Annotated in this window: 22 protein-coding genes; 11 read left to right on the top strand and 11 right to left on the bottom strand. The window is 54.5% G+C overall.

Annotated features, from left to right (window positions below):
• The first annotated feature begins 62 nt into the window (after window positions 1-62).
• Window positions 63-1,427: an MATE family efflux transporter gene (locus tag ABJL60_RS11135; RefSeq protein WP_348289405.1), complete on the top strand. Its 1,365-nt coding sequence runs from the start codon at window positions 63-65 to the stop codon at window positions 1,425-1,427.
• A gap of 93 nt (window positions 1,428-1,520) precedes the next feature.
• Here ABJL60_RS11135 and ABJL60_RS11130 read toward each other — a convergent pair whose 3' ends face one another.
• The 4 genes from ABJL60_RS11130 to ABJL60_RS11115 form a co-directional block, all read right to left on the bottom strand.
• Window positions 1,521-2,153, bottom strand: a complete 633-nt coding sequence (locus tag ABJL60_RS11130; protein WP_348375419.1) for an ATP-binding protein — start codon at window positions 2,151-2,153, stop codon at window positions 1,521-1,523.
• Window positions 2,154-2,322: 169 nt separating this feature from the next.
• The gene (locus ABJL60_RS11125; RefSeq protein WP_348375417.1) at window positions 2,323-2,547 is read right to left on the bottom strand and encodes a hypothetical protein; all 225 of its coding nucleotides are present in this window, start codon (window positions 2,545-2,547) and stop codon (window positions 2,323-2,325) included.
• 133 nt (window positions 2,548-2,680) lie between these two features.
• Window positions 2,681-3,082, bottom strand: coding sequence for a hypothetical protein (locus tag ABJL60_RS11120; protein ID WP_348289398.1), 402 nt, complete (start codon window positions 3,080-3,082; stop codon window positions 2,681-2,683).
• An 11-nt stretch (window positions 3,083-3,093) separates the two neighbouring features.
• The gene (locus ABJL60_RS11115; protein WP_348375415.1) at window positions 3,094-4,299 is read right to left on the bottom strand and encodes a pyridoxal phosphate-dependent aminotransferase; all 1,206 of its coding nucleotides are present in this window, start codon (window positions 4,297-4,299) and stop codon (window positions 3,094-3,096) included.
• Window positions 4,300-4,385: 86 nt separating this feature from the next.
• Here ABJL60_RS11115 and ABJL60_RS11110 point away from each other — a divergent pair, with 86 nt between their 5' ends.
• From ABJL60_RS11110 to ABJL60_RS11100, 3 genes are all read left to right on the top strand, one after another.
• Window positions 4,386-4,784, top strand: a complete 399-nt coding sequence (locus tag ABJL60_RS11110) for a helix-turn-helix transcriptional regulator (protein WP_348289394.1) — start codon at window positions 4,386-4,388, stop codon at window positions 4,782-4,784.
• Window positions 4,777-5,043 carry a succinate dehydrogenase assembly factor 2 gene (locus ABJL60_RS11105; RefSeq protein WP_348375413.1) on the top strand — a complete coding sequence of 89 codons (267 nt, stop codon included), beginning with the start codon at window positions 4,777-4,779 and terminating at the stop codon, window positions 5,041-5,043. The genes ABJL60_RS11110 and ABJL60_RS11105 overlap by 8 nt, the downstream gene beginning before the upstream one ends.
• Window positions 5,044-5,120: 77 nt before the next feature.
• Window positions 5,121-5,618: a winged helix DNA-binding protein gene (locus ABJL60_RS11100; protein ID WP_348289391.1), complete on the top strand. Its 498-nt coding sequence runs from the start codon at window positions 5,121-5,123 to the stop codon at window positions 5,616-5,618.
• A 48-nt stretch (window positions 5,619-5,666) separates the two neighbouring features.
• Here the strand turns inward: ABJL60_RS11100 and ABJL60_RS11095 are convergent, their stop codons facing one another.
• The 6 genes from ABJL60_RS11095 to ABJL60_RS11070 all read right to left on the bottom strand — a co-directional run bounded on the left by ABJL60_RS11095 (window position 5,667) and on the right by ABJL60_RS11070 (window position 10,762).
• On the bottom strand, window positions 5,667-6,443 hold the full coding sequence (locus tag ABJL60_RS11095) for a DUF1194 domain-containing protein (RefSeq protein WP_348289389.1): 777 nt from the start codon (window positions 6,441-6,443) through the stop codon (window positions 5,667-5,669).
• Between the two features lie 4 nt (window positions 6,444-6,447).
• Entirely contained in the window at window positions 6,448-7,146 is a 699-nt protein-coding gene (locus ABJL60_RS11090; protein WP_348375411.1) for a DUF1194 domain-containing protein, read from the bottom strand.
• The gene (locus ABJL60_RS11085; RefSeq protein WP_348375409.1) at window positions 7,143-7,853 is read right to left on the bottom strand and encodes a DUF1194 domain-containing protein; all 711 of its coding nucleotides are present in this window, start codon (window positions 7,851-7,853) and stop codon (window positions 7,143-7,145) included. Before ABJL60_RS11085 ends, ABJL60_RS11090 begins: the two co-directional genes overlap by 4 nt.
• On the bottom strand, window positions 7,850-8,278 hold the full coding sequence (locus ABJL60_RS11080; RefSeq protein ID WP_348289384.1) for a VOC family protein: 429 nt from the start codon (window positions 8,276-8,278) through the stop codon (window positions 7,850-7,852). The genes ABJL60_RS11085 and ABJL60_RS11080 overlap by 4 nt, the downstream gene beginning before the upstream one ends.
• Before the next feature lie 69 nt (window positions 8,279-8,347).
• Window positions 8,348-9,697 (bottom strand): surface lipoprotein assembly modifier, encoded by a 1,350-nt coding sequence (locus ABJL60_RS11075; RefSeq protein WP_348375407.1) that lies wholly within the window; start codon window positions 9,695-9,697, stop codon window positions 8,348-8,350.
• Between the two features lie 57 nt (window positions 9,698-9,754).
• Window positions 9,755-10,762, bottom strand: a complete 1,008-nt coding sequence (locus tag ABJL60_RS11070) for a hypothetical protein (protein ID WP_348289380.1) — start codon at window positions 10,760-10,762, stop codon at window positions 9,755-9,757.
• Window positions 10,763-10,987: 225 nt separating this feature from the next.
• Here ABJL60_RS11070 and ABJL60_RS11065 point away from each other — a divergent pair, with 225 nt between their 5' ends.
• The 4 genes from ABJL60_RS11065 to ABJL60_RS11050 are packed head-to-tail and all read left to right on the top strand — an operon-like array spanning window position 10,988 to window position 14,596.
• On the top strand, window positions 10,988-11,779 hold the full coding sequence (locus ABJL60_RS11065) for a thymidylate synthase (RefSeq protein ID WP_348375587.1): 792 nt from the start codon (window positions 10,988-10,990) through the stop codon (window positions 11,777-11,779).
• Window positions 11,776-12,276 (top strand): dihydrofolate reductase, encoded by a 501-nt coding sequence (locus ABJL60_RS11060; protein WP_348375405.1) that lies wholly within the window; start codon window positions 11,776-11,778, stop codon window positions 12,274-12,276. The genes ABJL60_RS11065 and ABJL60_RS11060 overlap by 4 nt, the downstream gene beginning before the upstream one ends.
• The gene (locus ABJL60_RS11055) at window positions 12,273-13,400 is read left to right on the top strand and encodes a RelA/SpoT domain-containing protein (protein WP_348375403.1); all 1,128 of its coding nucleotides are present in this window, start codon (window positions 12,273-12,275) and stop codon (window positions 13,398-13,400) included. Before ABJL60_RS11060 ends, ABJL60_RS11055 begins: the two co-directional genes overlap by 4 nt.
• Before the next feature lie 11 nt (window positions 13,401-13,411).
• Entirely contained in the window at window positions 13,412-14,596 is a 1,185-nt protein-coding gene (locus ABJL60_RS11050; RefSeq protein WP_348375401.1) for a cytochrome P450, read from the top strand.
• 3 nt (window positions 14,597-14,599) lie between these two features.
• On the opposite strand, the gene ABJL60_RS11045 is transcribed toward ABJL60_RS11050, so the two are convergent.
• A complete protein-coding gene (locus ABJL60_RS11045; RefSeq protein WP_348375399.1) occupies window positions 14,600-14,833 on the bottom strand; it encodes a hypothetical protein in 234 nt (77 codons plus the stop codon).
• 186 nt (window positions 14,834-15,019) lie between these two features.
• Between ABJL60_RS11045 and ABJL60_RS11040 the strand changes: the two genes are divergently transcribed.
• The 3 genes from ABJL60_RS11040 to ABJL60_RS11030 all read left to right on the top strand — a co-directional run bounded on the left by ABJL60_RS11040 (window position 15,020) and on the right by ABJL60_RS11030 (window position 18,890).
• The gene (locus tag ABJL60_RS11040; protein ID WP_348375397.1) at window positions 15,020-15,307 is read left to right on the top strand and encodes a hypothetical protein; all 288 of its coding nucleotides are present in this window, start codon (window positions 15,020-15,022) and stop codon (window positions 15,305-15,307) included.
• Window positions 15,308-15,510: 203 nt separating this feature from the next.
• Complete coding sequence (gene alaS / locus ABJL60_RS11035; RefSeq protein WP_348375395.1) at window positions 15,511-18,120, top strand: alanine--tRNA ligase; 2,610 nt, start codon at window positions 15,511-15,513, stop codon at window positions 18,118-18,120.
• A gap of 470 nt (window positions 18,121-18,590) precedes the next feature.
• Window positions 18,591-18,890 (top strand): Arm DNA-binding domain-containing protein, encoded by a 300-nt coding sequence (locus ABJL60_RS11030; protein ID WP_348375393.1) that lies wholly within the window; start codon window positions 18,591-18,593, stop codon window positions 18,888-18,890.
• Window positions 18,891-19,120: the final 230 nt, after the last annotated feature.

The following is a 19,120-nucleotide window of genomic DNA, read 5'->3' as shown; positions in this document are numbered from 1 at the left end:
TGCGATTTGGGATGGACTTTGCCCTTGGCGCAGATATCCCTGTGCATATGCACACTAAGACAATGACATATCCCGGCCACGTCAAGGCCGTAACAGTTTTGGGCTTGCCTTTAATTGGCGGGCATCTGGCGCAGATGGCAATTGGTGTTACCGATACGGTTATGTTGGGGTGGTATTCGGTCGACGCCTTGGCTGCCGGTGTTTTAGGATCCACTTTTTTCTTTACGTTGTTTTTGTTTGGTGCTGGATTCGCTTGGGCCGTGATGCCGATGGTTGCCAGCCAAGAGGCCGAAGGCGATGAGGTCGCATTGCGCCGGACCACGCGCATGGGCTTGTGGTTGTCTGTTGCGTATTCGCTTTTGGTTTTGCCATTGATGTTCTGGTCGCGCCCGGTGCTGGATTTGCTGGGGCAGGATCCCGGGGTCGCCGAGGACGCAGCGCGGTACTTGCGCATTGCGGGCTTTGGCATTGTGCCAGCTTTGCTGGTTATGACCATCAAAAGCTACCTTGCTGCGCTGGAACGAACGAATGTGGTATTGGTGATCACGATTGCCTCTGCCTTTGCCAATGCAATCGTCAATTGGGCGTTGATTTTTGGCAATTGGGGGGCGCCTGAAATGGGCGTGGTGGGGGCTGCTGTTGCATCGGTGGTGACCCAGATTGTGGCGTTGATCGGGATCATAATCTACGCGGTCTGGGTGTTTCCGCATCACCAGATGTTTGTGCGTTTGTGGCGGGCTGATTGGGATATGCTTGGGCGTGTCTTTAAGTTGGGCCTTCCGATCGGATTGACCTCGCTGAGTGAAACGGGCCTGTTCGCGGGATCTACATTGATGATGGGGTGGTTGGGAACCGTCCCCTTGGCCGCGCATGGGATCGCCATGCAACTGGTCGCGCTGACGTTTATGATGCACCTTGGTTTAAGCAATGTGGCCACAATCCGCGCCAGCAATGCCTTTGGCCGCCGGGATTGGAAACATATGGCGCGTGGCGGGCATGTGGTGACGGTGATGTCACTGGTGTTTGCATTGCTGACAATCGCGGTTTTCGTTGGCATGCCGATGCCGTTTATCAATGCATTTATGCAAGAAAACGAACCTGCCCGCGCAGAAATCATGGCCATTGGCGTTGGCCTGTTGGCGATGGCTGCCCTATTCCAGATGATGGATGGTATTCAGGTGATTGCGTTGGGGTTGCTACGTGGCATTCAGGATACGGCAGTTCCGATGGTGATTGCGGCCTTCAGCTATTGGGCGGTGGGCATCCCGTGTTCTTATCTGTTGGGTTTTGTTTTCGGATACGAAGGTGTCGGCGTTTGGTCTGGCTTGGTTGTCGGGCTTGCGGTTGCAGCGTTGCTTTTGATGCTGCGGTTCTGGGCCGTGTCGTACAGGCGTTTGAAATCGGCAACGCCAAAACGGGTGTCGTAGTCCGGTTTCAGTGACGCATCCCTAGCAGTACAGATTGTGGTACTTTCGGGTTTTGCAAGCTCGGAACACCGGCGCCGGGCAAGGTGAAGCGGATCATACTGCCGACGCCGTCCAACGCATGGGGTGCAGAAATAAAACCGCGCCCCGCGCTTCTATCATGCGGCGGATCCCGAGTAAGCCATATCCGCTGTCAGTACGCAGTCCGCCCCCGTCCAAGAACCCGTCCAAGAACCCGCCCAAGAAGGCCATCGCGGGGTCTTTGAACCCTTTTCCGTTATCTTGCACGATGATCTCGATCGTATCGTCTTTGGCCTTGGCGCGGATGCGCATCTGAACGTGGTCGCGACCACAATGTTTGAACGCATTGTCGATCAGGTTGCGCAACGCGATCAGCAGGGTGGCCCGATCAGCTAAAATCCATGTCTCATCGCATTGGAAATCGTTGTGGTCGAACGGGTCAAGCATCACAAACACATCTCGGCAAATGGTATTGAGCGAAAACGTTTCGGGGGCCCGCACAGTTGTCGTCGTTTGTGCATGAGACAATAAATCTGTGATCAGTTCGGTCGTTTTTCCGGCCACCTGTTCCAGACTGGCGATCAGTTCAAGCTTGCCATCTCCAAGGTCTTCGAAGTTTTCGCGCAACATATCCGCAAGCATGGTGACATGGCGCATCTGGGGGCCGCAGATCATGGGCTGCCAACGCCACAAAGTCGTCCAGTTCATGTGTGAGGGTGTCGGTGTTGGCTTGTGCTTCGTCGGAAGGTGTCTGGGCCGTAACGTCCTGTGAAACACCTACGATTTGAACGATCCGACCTTGCGCATTACGAAGTGTGCGTAAATAGGTCTGCGCGCTGCGCAACGCGGACCCCAAAGGCCGCGTCAAGATGTAGGCCTAGGGGACGCCATGTTGCAAACACGAGATATGGTGTTCAAACGCGACTTTCCCAAACCGTCCCGGAAAAACTGTCTTTGCAGTTTCCCCGACGGTCAGGTGGCGTGGGCGTTTCACACCATTTACCCAAGCCTCATTCACGCCGGTATAGATCGGCAAACCGTCTTGATCAGGTTCCAGCAAAAACGCCGGTTGCCCGATGGTTTCCAACAGTTCTGGTGTCATTTTTTGTAAAAAGCGTGCCGGGTTGTTGCGTCCTGCCGCTTTTTTTCCACAAAGAGTTTAACGAGACGCTAAACCACGTCACATTGTCGCGAAACCGTATCAACCACTGTACCAGATGGCCAATTGAACAGCCTTAGTCACTCATCAGGCGGTCCGCTTTTTTGCGCACAAGGGTGCTGCGCAAGTCGTGCATGGCCAATAGTAACGCGTCGGTCACGTCTTCCAATTGCGCATCAGATGCTTTTGATTGCACCCACTGGGTCGTCAGATTCATATAGTCTACTGCGCGGTGAATGTCGTCGATGTCGCGGTGCGCAAGGACTGCGGCCCGTTGCTCCATCCAGGCTTTGATCTCGGCAAGGTCGGTATCACTGAGGCTGCGGTCACCTTGGGGCTTGATTTCGCCGTTTCGAATGTTGATCACAGCGACCTGATCCATCTCGATACGCCGTTGCCGGTTTTCGGTGTCTACGCGGAACACCATCGCGCCATTTTCACGCACGCGAAAATAATACTCAGGCAATTCTCCTGCCATATTCGTTATCCTTAGTCTGTCATGGACGCGCAAAAGGTCTGTATGCGCGTGCAGGCCTCTTTGAGGGCTTCGTCAGAGGTAGCGTAGCTGACGCGGAAGTTTGGCGATAGTCCGAATGCAGCGCCGAAGACGACCGCTACTCCGGTTTCCTCCAGCAGCGCGTTGGCGAAGATCTCGTCGTTTTCGATTTTTGTTCCACCGGCTGATGTCTTGCCGATCACGCCTGAGATGGACGGATAAACATAAAATGCGCCTTCCGGCACAGGGCAGCTGATACCTTCGGCCGCGTTCAACATGTCCACAACCAGATTGCGACGGCGCACAAAAATTTCGTTGTTGTCGGCAATAAAGTCATGTTGCCCGTTCAAGGCTTCAACTGCGGCCCATTGGCTGATGGTGCAGGGGTTCGATGTGGATTGTGATTGCACCTTACGCATCGCCGCGATCAGTTCCACGGGCCCCGCGGCGTAGCCGATCCGCCAACCTGTCATCGCATAGGCTTTGGACACACCGTTGGTGGTCAGGGTGCGGTCATACAGGCGCGGTTCAACTTCGGCGGGGGTGCAGAATTTGAACCCGTCATAGGCAAGGAATTCATACATATCATCCGACATCACCCACACATGCGGGTGGCGCATCAACACGTCTGTCAGTTCCTTCAGCTCGTCCCACGTGTACCCGGCGCCTGTTGGGTTGGAGGGCGAGTTGAAGATGAACCATTTGGTGTTGGGTGTGATTGCAGCCTCAAGTTGCTCTGCTGTCAGCTTGTAGTTTGTTTGCACGCTGGCTTGCGCGACCACAGGTGTGCCACCGGCCAACAGCACCATGTCGGGGTAGCTGACCCAATAGGGGGCAGGGATCACCACCTCGTCGCCTTCGTTCAGGGTTGCCATCAGCGCGTTGTAAAGGATTTGCTTGCCGCCAGAAGACACGCTGACCTGATTGGGTTCATAGGTCAGCTTGTTGTCGCGTTTGAATTTGGCGCACACGGCTTCTTTTAGTTCTTTGATGCCATCAACAGCGGTGTATTTGGTTTTGCCCATGGCAATGGCGACCACGGCAGCGTCTTTGATATGTTGCGGTGTATCAAAGTCCGGCTCACCCGCGCCAAGGCCAATGACATCGTGCCCAGCTGCCTTCAATTCCTGCGCTTTGTTCGTCACGGCGATGGTCGGGGACGGTTTGACGCGGTCAAGAGTGTCGGAGAGCAGTTTCATTTCGGCCTCAATTTGGTTAGAGCTGGTCGCAGAACTGTCATAGGGGGGGCTTGCCCTCCGATCAACCGCAGAAGGCGAAGCATATCATGGACGACACAGAAAATTGGTACGGACAAGACGCGGCAACTTTTGGGGACAGGGTCGCAGCTGCGCGTGAACAGGCCGGCATGGCGCAAAAAGATTTGGCACGGCGCTTGGGCATTCGTCTTGATACATTGCGCAAATGGGAAAACGATTTGTCCGAACCGCGTGCCAACCGTTTGTCGATGATGGCGGGGTTGTTGAACGTATCCATGATGTGGCTCATCAATGGTGAGGGCGTCGGAATGGATGCACCCGCCGATGCCGACGCCCGTGATGATACGACACGCGCGATCTTGCTGGAGCTGCGCGATATGCGCGCTGATTTGCTGGCCCGTGCGGAACAAGTTGCGCGGCTTGAAAAACGGTTGCGTACAGTTTTGGACACAAACTCGAATGGCTGAGTTGTATGAACATCGTCTGAAACGTTTGCGTATGCGGTCGATGCGTCGGGGCATCAAAGAGATGGACATCATTCTGTCTGCATTTGCCGATGACCATCTGGCAGAAATGTCCGACGCGGAGCTTTTGCAATACGATTCGTTGCTCAATGAAAATGACCAGGACTTGTATCAATGGGTGACGGGCCAACATAGCCCACCGGATGAATTGGCTGATCTGGTTACACGTATAGCGGTCCAATTTCAGGATAAAAATGCTTGAACACCCGCTTTTTAACTCATTATTGTGAAATTTGATCCAGTTTTGTTCCAAAGAGCAGACTGAGTCGGAGAAACATAATGAGCGTCCAAGATCCAATGATGGCGGCCCACGTTAAGGGCTTTATGGGGGGCTACCTCGAAGCCCTCTCTTTGGTTGAACGCCTGCACCGGTTGTTGCTTGATGTCATCAAAGACGAATTCGAACGTGTCGGTGTGTTGGAAATCAACGCGGTTCAGGCGCTGCTGTTGTTCAACATCGGTGACAATGAAGTAACCGCTGGCGAGCTTAAAAGCCGGGGCTACTATCAAGGCAGCAACGTCAGCTACAACCTGAAGAAACTGGTGGAAATGGGCTATATGCACCATCAGCGGTGCGAAATTGATCGGCGATCTGTGCGCGTGCGGCTGACCGAAAAAGGCCGCAACATTCGGGATGTGGTGACGGATTTGTTTGAACGTCACGCTGAAGGCCTACAATCGCGCGGCGTGATTGGCCGGGATGGTATCGACAACATTACCAATTCCTTGAAACGGGTGGAACGGTATTGGACAGATCAGATCCGCTATATCTACTAGACAAAAGCCATCGTGACGACACGGACTTTCTGCGCTGTTCCAATGGGGTCAGCGCAGGTCTCGTTTTTGGGTCCCCGCGTCCAGATCGTGTTCGGACATCATCAGCGTCTGTAGTTCGCGTTCCAGCTTGCGTTGCATGGCTTGGGCGTATTCATCAAAGCCTAAAGCCGTTTCCACAAAAGAATCCGGACCCAAAACCACTTCTGCATGGAAATAGGCAGATAGGCCGGCAATGTCGGCCTGTCGGTTATCGCCCGACTGGGGCGCATCTGCGCCAATGACCAAAGCGTTTATTGTGATGTCATCATGTAACAACACGGGTTTTACGTCTCTGGGTCGCGCCCCGAGATTGGATTTTCCATCTCCAGAAATATCCAAAGTATGTGTCCAGCACTCAGGCTGCATCGAAAGATGGCGGGCGCCCAGTATCATGGCATCGCCCAAAGCAGTGCCGGGACTGGTGGCGCGGCGGGCGGTCTGTTGCAGGATTTCGGTGATGTCTTCCAGATCGGCGACAGACATGATCGGGGTCCAAGGCAGTATCAGGGCCTGATCAGCCGGACCGCTCCATTCATAAATCAGCAAACTGACGTGGGATCCGGGCGTGTCCAAAAGTGCTGCTTGCACCGTTGGCGCATTCAGTGCCGCGGCAACACCGTCCAGTTGCAAACGGTATTCCCGCGCGTCCACAGACCCCGAAACATCCAGCCCCAATGCCAATGCCTGACGGCAGTGTGCTTGTGCCAAACTACCGATGGTTTGTGTGGCCAAAACCGCAAAAGCGACCGCATAAAGGGAAGAAGGCAGATGAGAACACCAATGCATATTCTTATCCCGGGCCAGGCAGCGGCAAAGCACCCAGAATGGGCAAAGACAGCTCACGCACCAGTTTGCGCTGCATCGCGCGGGCGTAATCGTCAAACCCTTGTGCCACAACAATAAATGCGCCCGGGCCGTGCATGACCTGGCCTTCATAAAAAGCGATCAGGCCGGTTTCAGCTTCAAAGTCGGCCCCGTTTACGACCAACCCGTTAACGGTAACATCGTCAAAAGGGAATTCTCGGTAGGCCGCTTGGGGGCCAAAGCCTTCGTTATTTTGGCCGTCGCCCGCCATGTCTAGCGTCTTGGTGTCACATTGCGGGGCGCGGGCCAACATTTTCGCCCCGAACCCAAGCGCGTGTCCCATGGCTGTCGGGAAATCGTTGTGGCTGCGTTTGCTATCAGCGACGGTTTCTGCAGCCGCCAGCAAATCGGAGGGCGTGTCGATTATGACCCAGTCCAGCAATACTTCCTGATTGTAGCGCCCTGACCACTCATAGATGCCCAAAGCCACCGGAACATCAGACGCAAAAAACGCATTTTGCACCTCGGGGGCAATCAACGCTGACACAATACCACCCCGTTGCAATTGATCTTCCGCAGCATCAACCGAACTGGACACATCAACCGCCAAAAGCAACGCAAGGCGGCATGCGAAAGCGGGCAAGGGCAGGGAAGACAGAGCAAAGGCAAGAAGGGCAGATTTCATCCGAGATGATCCGATGCTGGTCGCGCACTGAGCACCGTGGGGGACAATTCGCGCAACAATTTGTCGGTCATGGCGCGGGTGTAATCCTCGAACCCGTCGGCAACTTCGACAAATGCACCTGGTCCGTGTTTGACATGAGCTTCGTAGTAGGCGGTGACGCCCAGATCCATGCCCAGGTCCATAACCCGGACCACAAGACCGTTCACAGTGATTTCGTCATAGGCCGGATCGGCGTAGGCCTGCTTGGGCGGATACCCTGTGTTGCTTTTGCCGTCTCCGGCCACGTCCAATGTCTGAAACAAACAGTTAGGGGCTTTTGCAAACATCTCGGCCCCGAACGTCAAGGCGTGGCCCATGGCAGTCGGAAAATCGATTTGGCCGCGTTTGCTGTGTGCGATGGTGCGCGCCGCGTGTGAAAGATCGGCGGGGGTCTTCAAAATGGTCCAGTCCAACATGACCTGCTGGTGATGGCGCCCGGACCATTCGAAAGCGGCTAGGGCCACGGTTTGATCGGTGACGAAAACGGCACGTTTCACGTTTGCGGCATTTAAGGCGTTTGACAGTCCTTTACGCTGAAGCGCGTCTTCGGTTGCATTGACGGAATTGGACACATCCACCGCAAGCAGCAAGGCCAAGCGGCAGTCTGCCTGAGCGGAGGTGACGCAAGCCACCGCCGCTAAGGCCACGCATGCAGCGTAGGGCTTCACCAGTGCCCTGTATTTTCCATGCTGACCCAAGGTTCGGCAGGCTCAAGGTTGTCGCCGGCTTGCAGCAGCTCAATCGAGATATTGTCGGGGCTGCGTACGAACGCCATGTGCCCATCGCGGGGCGGACGGTTGATGGTTACGCCATTGTCCATAAGGTGTTGGCATGTTTCATAAATGTTATCAACGCGGTACGCCAGATGGCCAAAATGACGGCCGTCTGACGGCAATCCTTCATCACCATCCCAGTTGTATGTCAGCTCAACGGGGCAGTCTTCGTCGCCTTCAGCTGCCATGAAGATCAAGGAAAACCGTCCGCCTTCGCTGTCGTACCGGCGGGTTTCTTTCATTCCCAGCAATTCAAAAAACGCGATGGATTTTTCCAGATCGGCCACGCGGACCATTGTGTGCAGATATTTCAGCGGCATGTGTTTGTCCTGTATTGGAATGACTTCGCCCTCCAACCTAGCATGTCCGCGGCGCGATGCCAGCGGCTCTCAGAATTTTGACTGGATGCCCAGCGTCACGGACAATTCGCGTGTTTCAAAACGACTGATGTTGGAGGTCTTGCCGCCCGCCCGAACCCGCAAAGACGGTGCGAACCCCGCCACGTCATAATCTGTGAACACCATTGTGACATTTCCGTACAAAGACGTGTCTTGTCGCCCGCCCGCGACAGGCATTGGCAGGCCATAGGTGCTATAGTCCGTCTGCCCCAGTGACACGCCAGCGCTTAGCGTCATAGGGCCAATTTGTTTGCCAAAGTCGTATTCAAAAGTCACCACGCTGGACAGGTAGGACGCATTTGTTGCGTCGCTGCGCACATCCTGCAAGTTCACGCCATAACTCAGCTTGTTGCCGTTCTTTAGCTTCTGATGCACCTTTGCCGAGACCCGCGCAATTGTGCTATCGCGCCGATTGTCGGTGGTAGACCAGCGTTGTTCGATGCTGGCATTCAGGTTCAGGCGACTTCTATCTGTTAGCTTGTAACTGGGGGCAAAGCCTGCCCGCGCAAAAGTGTATTGCGCGTTGTCCGCAGCCCAGGTTTTGCCGACATTTCCACTAACCGTCGCGAATGCGCCTGGTGTCTTTAGTGCAAAGCTGTGGGACAGGCCAATATCGGTATAGGTGCTGCCCAGCTCTGCATTGCTGACATTGGGCGCCGCTGCGCGCGCAGAAGACGACAGTGCGACCCGACGCGTGAAGATCCGCGCATTTAGAACAGTGCGTGTTTTCTTGGTTTGTCGCAGGCGGTACTGGACGCTTAGGTCTGCGGTGCCAACGATACCGGACAAAGCACGACTGCCTGCGCCGATGCTGCCACCTGTCGGCTCACCATTGATGATATGGGACACGGCGTCAGAGCCGTTGTTGACGTTGTCCGACGGTGTCACCGAAAAATTGAACCGCAAGGTCAAAGGGTTGGCTTTTCGCACCTGTGCATAGTTGCGGCCCAGTAATTTGGTGTGCTTTTCATCAGGGGCGTGAAACGCGGCCCTGCGCAACCACAATTGGGCAGCGTTGTATCGTTTTTGCTGGTAAGCCAGTTCGCCAGCCTTGCGTGCGGCGTTAAAGGACGCAGACGGTGTGTCGCTGTATTTATAAGTTAGCCGTGCAGCATGCCGGGCCAGGTCCGGATTTCTCAGCCGCGTGTGTGCAGCTGTCAGCACCGAATAGGCGTAGGCATCTTCGGGATCCGCCTGCAAAAGGCCCATAGCCAGTCTTCGGGCCAATTCGAAATCACCGCCGCGAATGGCTTGTGCGGCGACACTGCGTGCCTGATTGAGGGTCAGCGTTTCGGTCGGTTGTGGGCTGCCCGGTGTCGCACAGGCAATAAGGGCGGCCACGCATAATGCGCGACGCCTCTTTTGCATGACCTTGGACCGCGGTGCGCCCATCAGTTCTTATGGCTGCGCGTTCAGGCAAATCGGATCGGTATCACCGGCCTGGCACAGGTCCAGCACGAAGACACCGTATTCGATTTCATTGTCCAATTGATCAACAAAATCAGTCAACGACGTGCCTCCGACCATGCTCTCGCCATTGGGTCCGCCGATCACGCCAGCAAAGGTGCCATTGGTGTCGATTTCACCATCGTCGTCATCGGTCACACCCGCGAAAGACCCGTCGTCTTCCAAGGTCCCTTCCACCAAAAAGATGTCTGGCAAAGCTGCAAATTGCACATCATCCGGTGCATCGCCGGGCACAGGACTGACCACGCCACTTTGGAAAACGGCGGTGCGGTTGTAGATTTCGCCCTCAACGGACATGTCGTTCAGGTCGACGTTCACAAAAATCAAACCGCGCACATAGGCCGCTTGATTAGGGGTGTTGACGTCGGGATCAAGCGCAGGGTTGATGGGCAAAAGATCGGTGACGGGGCCGGGTCCGTTCAACCCGGCAGCATATGTGCCATGATAGGTCACATCGAAGCGGCCTTCGGGGGCGACGGGCGCTGTGTAGGTGCCGGTGCGTTCGTAAAACGTGCCACCAAAGAAATCTCCGAATTGTCCGCCTGTCAGAACAACACCCGCTTGAACACCTTCGCGGCTGGCCACAAATGCCGTCGCGTGGCGGCCAAGTGGGTCGTTTTGGGCCGTGAACGTCGTGTAGCCGTTGATATAGGCGGTGTAGGATTGACCAGTTGACGTGGTTAATACCTGCTGGCCTTCAGACACGAAGTTGTAGGTGTTGACCAAAGGCACGCCGTCTTGGGTCAAACCTGAAACGGTCAAAGTCCTGTTGGCGGCGTCATAGTTCAGACTGTCCAGATCGTTTGCGATGGCCGCAGGCACTTCGATGCCGCCGTTGCCGGTCGTGCCGCCGCCTGTTGTGGATGTAAATGGGTTTGAGCTGCCGCCACACGCGGCCAGCACCGCTAACGCGGCTATACCTGTATAAATGCGGGTCATTTGCCCAACCTTTTTGTTTTTTACTGCTGCCTTTGATGAAAAGAATCTCTAATTTGACGCTGTAAGTCAACGTAGATGCAGGGTCGGGGCATTTCTGTATTTCAACCGTGACGAAAAAACGTCCACGATATAGAGGTACATCTTCGCCAGACCGCTATATAAGGTGAGAAGCAATGAGATTCTGTGGCCCGTCCCAAAGCGCCATGGTTCAACAAGGAAACAGACATGCAGCAATACCACGACGCTTTGCGCCATATTCTTGAACAGGGCGAAGCGTCCTCTGATCGTACGGGCACGGGCACAATTTCGTGTTTCGGCATGCAAATGCGTTACCCGTTGGCTGATGGTTTTCCGTTGATCACAACCAAGAAAGTGCACCTCAAATCCATCATCCACGAGCTTTTGTGGTTTCTGGCGGGGGACACCAACATCGGCTACCTCAAGGAAAACGGGGTGCGGATCTGGGATGAATGGGCGGATGAAAACGGTGATTTGGGGCCTGTTTATGGTAAACAGTGGCGCGCCTTTGCAGCGGAACGCGGCAGCGTGGATCAGGTGGCTGAACTGGTCGAGAACATCAAGAACACCCCCGACAGCCGCCGTTTGCTGGTGTCGGCATGGAACCCCGGCGAGATCGCACAGATGGCGTTGCCGCCCTGTCACACCATGTGGCAAGTGCGTGTTGCGGGCGGCAAAATGCATCTACAGCTGTATCAACGCTCTGCCGATATGTTCCTGGGCGTGCCATTCAACATCGCGTCCTACGCGCTGCTGTTGCAGATGCTGGCCCATGTGACGGGTTATGAGGCGGGGGATTTTGTCCACACGCTGGGCGACGCGCATATCTATTCCAACCATATGGAGCAGGTCGAATTGCAGCTGTCCCGCACCCCCAAACCCCTGCCACAAATGAGGATTTTGCGGGATGTGGCGTCTATTTTCGACTTCAAATACGAGGATTTTGCTTTGGAAAACTACAACCCCGATCCCCTGATCCGCGCACCGGTGGCAGTATGATTACCCTGATCGCAGCCCGCGCCAAAGGCAGCGCCATCGGCAAAGACGGCGACATGCCGTGGCATTTGCCCGAAGACTTGAAGTACTTCATGCGTGAAACCATGGGCGGGGCCGTGATTATGGGGCGGCGCACATGGGACAGCCTGCCGGTGAAGCCGTTGAAAAACCGTCTGAATATCGTTGTGACATCCCAAGGCTGCGCGGCGGAACATTGCGTGGGGTCCGTGGACGAGGCAATCGAACTGGCGCACTCCATGGGCTACCACCGCATCTACGGTATGGGCGGCGCTGGCATCTACGGAGCAATGCTGCCCATGGCGGACCGCTTGTGCCTGACAGAGGTTGATCTGGAGGTCGACGGGGCGGACACGTTCTTTCCGTCGTTTGATGGGGCAGAATGGCGTTGCGTGGTCATGACCCCCTTGCGGGATGAAGCGCCAAGGTGTGTTGTGGGGGAGTGGGTTCGGGGAGAGACGGGAGGTAAGTATATCGGATGAACCTAGGATTTAGGATTTATCAAGAATATAGCAGGGAAGACATCAACAAAGCTGGAAAGCTCTTAGGTGATGTGATCCCAGCCGAATCTGATACGGAGATCGCTGCAGAAGCGTTTAGGATTGCCTACAATTGGCGTGACGCCCATTTGTTGCCCATGACTGCGGTTCGATATGAGTTGATAGGGCTGCTCAAGCGATCACGTGCGAAAGCAGTTACTGCTGCTCGGCCAAAACGTATGGCGTCGATCCGTAGAAAACTCTCCACTCGTCATCGTTCGACACTAAAGCTTTCACAGATCCAAGATCTTGCGGGTTGCAGAGCAATTTGTAAGACTGAGGAAGATCTAAGTAAAATCTTGCTGGCCTATAATTCAGGTCAATCAAAACACGCATTTAAACATATAGATTACGTAACATCACCTCGCCTCAGTGGCTATAGGGGTCATCACCTAGTTGTTAAATTCAACGATGAGAGATTTCCTGAATTCAAAGATTTCAAAGTTGAAGTGCAGGTGCGCTCTCGTTTGCAGCATGCATGGGCAACTGCTGTGGAAGCGGTTGGATTGTTGACCAATGAAAACTTGAAAGCCGGAGAAGGCAATACTGATTGGTTGAAGTTGTTTCAACTAATGGGTTCTCAGATTGCGGATTTAGAAGGGTTTCCTATCGTTCCAGGTACATCTGTGAGTGCTGTGGTTCGGGAGCGACAACTGAAAAGGCTTGATGAAAAACTAAATGCCGTGAGTATGCTTCGTGTTGCGCATGACGGATTAAAGAAAGCTGAGGAGTATGTAGGCGATAGTACAAGAGAATATTATGTTTTGCGGTACAACAGCGAGAACAATACAGTCTCTGTAGGCGGTGTGCCAACAATCGCAAAAGGTCTTGAGTTGGAGCACAATTCCGAAACTTCAGAAGGCAAAGTTACTTCTGTCTTTGTTCAAGTCGATAAGGTTCAGAATCTGAAAGCTGCCTACCCCAACTACTTCATGGATGTTTCTGATTTCACAGATTTGCTGGAGAATGCGACAGGGAAAGCTGGCGCTCCACCTGTTGAAAGTGAAAGTGTCAAAATTGATTGGTTCTCTGAATTTCAAGCTAAACGTAAGCGAGACAAAGGATAGAAATAGCTTCAATGCTCACCCTCTCCGCCCTTCCTCCCGACTTCCACGACAACCCGTTCCGCTACTACGACGAACTTCTCGCCCATGCGCTGGTTCATCCGCAGCCGGATAGCTCTTATATCCTGTCCAGACACGCCGATCTGGAGCGGGTGTATAAGGACACCACCGCCTTTATCTCCGACAAGCGCGCGGCCTTTGCACCGAAGTTTGGGCTGGGCACGCCGCTCTATGAACATCACACCACCTCCCTTGTCTTCAACGATCCGCCCCTGCACAGCCGTGTGCGCCGCATCATGGCCTCGGCCGTTGCGCCACGCGCGATACAGCGGATGGAGGTGGGTTTGATCGAGACTGTGGATGCTTTGTTGGACGCGATGCCCCAAAACCCCGACTTGATCGAGGATTTTGCCAGCACCATTCCCATTCAAATCATTGGCAATTTGCTGGACATCCCCATGGGTGAACGCGGGCCGTTACGCGATTGGTCGCTGGCCATTTTAGGTGCGTTGGAACCTGTGCTGTCGGATGCGCAACTGCAGCGCGGGCAAGATGCTGTTCGTGATTTCAAGCTGTACCTTCAAGACCTGATTGCACGGCGCACGGCGCATCCGGGGGATGTGGACACCGATGTGCTGACCCGTTTGATCCAGGGGGACACGCAAGGACAGCTTAGCGAAATAGAGTTGATCCAAAACTGCATTTTCATCCTGAATGCGGGGCATGAAACGACCACCAACCTGATCGGGAACGGGTTGGCTTTGCTGCATGATCACCCCGATCAAAGGGCGGCGTTGCGTGAACGCCCTGATCTGATCGCAAGTGCGGTGGAAGAAGTGTTGCGCGTGGCCTCCCCCAACCAGTTTGGCAACCGCGAGACGGCGGAGCAGGTTGAAATCGGTGGCGTCGTGATTGCCAAAGGCACCAACCTGCATTTGTGCATCGGCGCTGCAAATCGTGATCGGGATGTTTTTGATGATCCGGACCGCTTTGATATTTCGCGAAAACCCAATCGTCATTTGGCGTTTGCGGGTGGACCGCATGTGTGTGTCGGCCTGACCCTGGCACGTATGGAGGGGCGGATTGCGCTTGGTCGGTTTTTGGCGCGGTTTCCCGACTACGAAATTGCAGGGCGCACCCAAGGCGGTCGCGTTCGTTTTCGGGGATACAGTGCGCTGCAGGCGCGCCTCAACAGCTGAGTTTTACATGCGGCGGCCTTTGCGCAGCTGCACCACAAGCTCTGCGTTTTCCGTTTCCCAGAGTTTGAAACGCTTGTATCCGGCCATCCGGTCGGCGGTGCCAGTGTCTGCAAAGTGGGATTTGACGGCCGCGTAATGACCGGTGCAGCTTGCTATTTCATCGGCCGTTAACATGCGCTGGGCCGCAGTGTTATCGCAGGCGTAATACAGGGAAAGCAGGCGTAAAAGTTCGATCATGGGATTGTCCTTTCGCCTTCAAACTAGGCACAATCATCTCTAAATATGGTTAATGATGCGCCCGCGCCCCCTAATTGCGGGGTCTTTGACGGCGTCAGCGTCACAAAAGGGGTAGACGCGGCCCCATGCAATCAGGCAATATTAACCAAAATAAAATGTAACACGTTTGATAAAACGAGGGATGATATGCGTATCAAAACAGCACTTTTGACAGGTTTGGGCCTGATGGTTATGGGCGCGGCCCCTGCGTTTGCGGATGCAAAAATCTATCCATACCACGCCAAAGCCAACTATTGCCCTGCAGGCCTTCAGCCCATCACTATTTCCGGTGTTATCTGCTGCGGTACGCCCAACCAGTCCATGTCCTACCAGCATGTGATGATGAACGCCGCCAAGCGTCATAAGCCAAAGCGCCACGTACGCCGTGCGAAATCCGTATATGATTGCCCGATTGGCACCAAAGGCTGTTCCTGAACCACGCCTTTGCAGCATCTTTTGAAGCTGATTTGAATTTGCAGTGAAAGCGTCCGGCCCCGTAGGCTTGGCGCTTTCATTCATTTTGGGCCAATAAGACGCGCCTGAAGACCCACGCCCGAGCCCCGTAATTTCCGTCTGTTCTTTTGCCCTGCGCAATAGTAATGACACGGGCGAAGTTTCAAGAAAGGTTCGGTCCGCTGATGTCCCAAGAAATCACCACAGAAGCCCAGTTGCGTGCAGCATGGTATGAATTCTGGAGCGCACGTTCGCATGAAGTCGTCAAATCGGCGAGCCTGATCCCAACGCACCCAACCGCGCCAATGTTCGTGAATTCGGGCATGATGCAATTTGTGCAGTATTTTCTGGACGAAGAACCGGTGCCGTTCAAAACCAAACGCGCGACATCTGTTCAGAAATGTGTACGTGCCGGTGGCAAACACAACGATCTGGACGCCGTTGGCAAGTCCCTGCGCCACCTCAGCTTTTTCGAGATGATGGGCAATTTCAGCTTCGGTGACTACTTCAAGGAAAACGCCATCAAATGGGCGTGGGAATTTGTCAGCGACGTGTTGAAGATCGACACAAGCAAAGTTTGGGTCACTGTCCACGTCAGCGATGATGAAGCGGAACAAATCTGGCTGAACGACATTGGCGTGCCTGCGGACCGCATCCAAAGACTGGACAAAGACAATTTTTGGGAAATGGGCGAAACAGGCCCATGCGGCCCCTCAACCGAGCTGTTTTACGACTTTGGCCCCGACTTTGGCCCCGAAGGTGGCCCTGCGAACCCCGACGCAGAACACCGCTTTATCGAGTTTTGGAACGTCGTGTTCATGGAGTCTTTCCGCGATTCCTCGGGCACGTTGACGCCTTTGCCAAACCAGCATGTCGACACGGGCGCCGGTCTTGAACGCCTTGTTGGCGTTTTGCGCGGCAGCCCGTCGCTGTATTCCTGTGACACGCTTGAAGCTTTGGTAAATGAAGCTGCAAAAGTATCGGGCAAGACCGTGGGGGCGCACCCCAAAGACGATCAAGCCATGCGCGTGATTGCGGATCACGTCCGGTCTGCGACCTTCTTGATTTCCGATGGCATCATCCCCAGCAACGAAGGGCGCGGATACGTGTTGCGCCGCATCATTCGCCGTGCGGTACGGTTCGCCTATCTGCTTGGGATCATGGATGAAATGATGCCGCACATGGCAGATCTGGCCATTGACACACATAAGAATTACTACCCTGAACTGGACGAGCAACGCGACTTGATCCGCAAGACACTGGCCAGCGAAGAAGCGAAGTTCCGCAGCGCGTTGGAAACGGGTTTAAGCATCTTGGGGTCCGAGTTGAAGGGCCTGAAGGGTGACGCGATGTTGTCTGGTGAAACGGCCTTTGTGTTGCATGACACCCATGGGTTTCCGCTGGAAATCACAGCCGAGATCGCGGAAGACGCAGGCCATGATGTGGATGTCGATACATTCCGCAAGCTGATGACCGAACAGCGCGAACGCGCCCGTGCCAGCCGCAAAAAGGGCAACGTCAGCGATCAGGCCATCGACTATAAGGCGATCATGGACGTCCATGGCGCGACCGAATTTGTGGGGCGCGATACGTATGAGACGACGGCGAAAATCACGGGCTTGGTGGCATCGGACAAAGGCACCGAAGTTGTTTTGGACCGCAGCCCGTTTTACGCCGAAGGTGGCGGCCAGATTGGCGATACCGGCGTTCTGACCCTTGGCAGCGGTCAGGATTTGGCAGTGTTGGACACACGTCCGGCCATGCCGGGTTTGCATGCACATATGGTTGCGGCTGGCGCTGATGCAGATGGGTTGCAGATCGGTGATGCAGTCACGGCCAAAATCGACGCCGAGCGTCGGGGCGCCATCCAGCGGAACCACACATCTGTGCACTTGATTCATTGGGCTTTGCGCAAAGTGCTTGGCACCCACGTCAAGCAGCAGGGGTCTTATGTTGGCGCGGATCGTTTGCGTTTCGATTTCAACCACTTCAATCCGCTTAGCGACGATGAGTTGCGCGAGATCGAGGACCTGATCAACGCCCAGGTTTTGTCAAACGCCCCGTGCCAGCATCTGGAAATGGGCCGTGATGAAGCAATCGAAAAGGGGGCTTTGGCCTTCTTTGGCGAAAAATATGGCGACACAGTGCGCGTCATGTTCGCAGGGCCAGAGTCCATCGAATTGTGCGGCGGCACCCATGTCAGCAGCTTGGGGCAGATCGGCCTGATCACCATCCTAAGTGAAAGTTCTATCGGGTCCAATTTGCGCCGCATCGAAGCCGTGACCGGCGCAGGCGTGCTGAACGAATACCGTCGCCTGAAAGACGACGTGGCCGCAGCAACTGCAATCGCGGGTGTGCCGGTTGGCCAATTGCAGGACGGGTTGACCCGCCGCATGACGGAATTGTCCGATCTGCAGGCCGAGAAAAAGGCGCTGTCTTTGCGGTTGGAAAACACAATGGCGGACGGGCTGGTTGCACAAGCCGTAAGCGGCAAGCTGGTTCTGCGTGTCGAAGGTGTTGAGGCCGATGGCCTGAAACGCTTGGCTGAGACTTTGCAAGCCAAAGGCGATCTGGACGCTGTCGTGATTGGTACCGTTACATCGGCCGGACGCCCATCTGTTGTGGCCGTGTCCAAAGAGGGTTTTGATCAAACTGCAAGTGATATGCTTGATCCGATTTCCGCAGTGATGGGCGGCGGTCACGGCAAACAACCGCGTGTTGCTGTTGCGGGGGGCAAAGATGCGTCAAAGATCGATGCCGCATTGGACGCTGCCAAGGCGCATCTGGGTCTTTGATCCCAACCGAACCGTATTTTGCCTACGCGGTATAAAATCCCTACCTGAATTTGCCCAAGCGCCCAGTGTTTTTCACTGGGCGTTTTACATTTTGAAGGTGCCTTAAGTCGGACTGAAAGCCAAAAAAGTCAGGTCGGGCGTTACTGTACCTTTGAAAACCCATGCTTTGAAAGATACGGAAAAGATGGGGGATCGTCTGAAAAGCAAATAAGCTACCAAGTGTTCAAACTTGGTGGCTTATTATGGCTCCGGCGGTAGGGATCGAACCTATGACAAATTGATTAACAGCTCCGTCAGTGCCGTTTCGCTGGACTTCGCCGACACTCGCTCACCGACCATAAATACATGAATCTAAACATTTATTATTGACGTGCCCTACGCTCATGACTCATCACTGACGCTGTAGTCTGCTGCACAAAGCCTCCTCAGAGCTTCCGCAGTTTTCGGCAGAAGTGATCAGGAGAGAACAAGTGAAACTTACAAAGCGATCTGTTGAAAGCCTCTCCATTCGGGCCAAAGACTACTTTGTCTGGGACAGCGAAATAGCTGGATTTGGAGTGCGCGTTTTTGTATCTGGGCGCAAATCGTACTTGGTCCAATACCGTGCCTCTGGAAGATCACGTCGCAAGACCATTGGCCGTCATGGTGTCTTGACGGCCGATGATCCGAACCGGATGAAGGAAGTGCACAAGGAAACGCATATCGCGTTTTTGCTGCGCAACATATTGGGGACAACAGTATCATATGGAAGCAGGCAAAACACTCCGTAGGAATTCGAAGGCATATTTGCAATCTGGGTGTCGCGGTGCTTGGAGCTTAGCGCCGTCCGTCCAGGCGACAGTTTTGGACAGGACGCGATCTGTCTGACGTCAGCGCTTGTGGGTCCAAATAGGGTCAATTGCTAAGAGAGTGTTTGTTGCTCATCGTAGCCACTGAGGAGTGGATGATGAGAAAGACAACGAAGAGCCCTGGCGAGAAGATCGTCAAAGACATCAAGCGC

The sequence above is a fragment of the Ascidiaceihabitans sp. genome (assembly GCF_039986515.1).
Classification (GTDB): domain Bacteria; phylum Pseudomonadota; class Alphaproteobacteria; order Rhodobacterales; family Rhodobacteraceae; genus Ascidiaceihabitans.
Note: the sequence above shows the minus strand (reverse complement) of the source record. Positions and strands in the feature narration are given on the sequence as shown.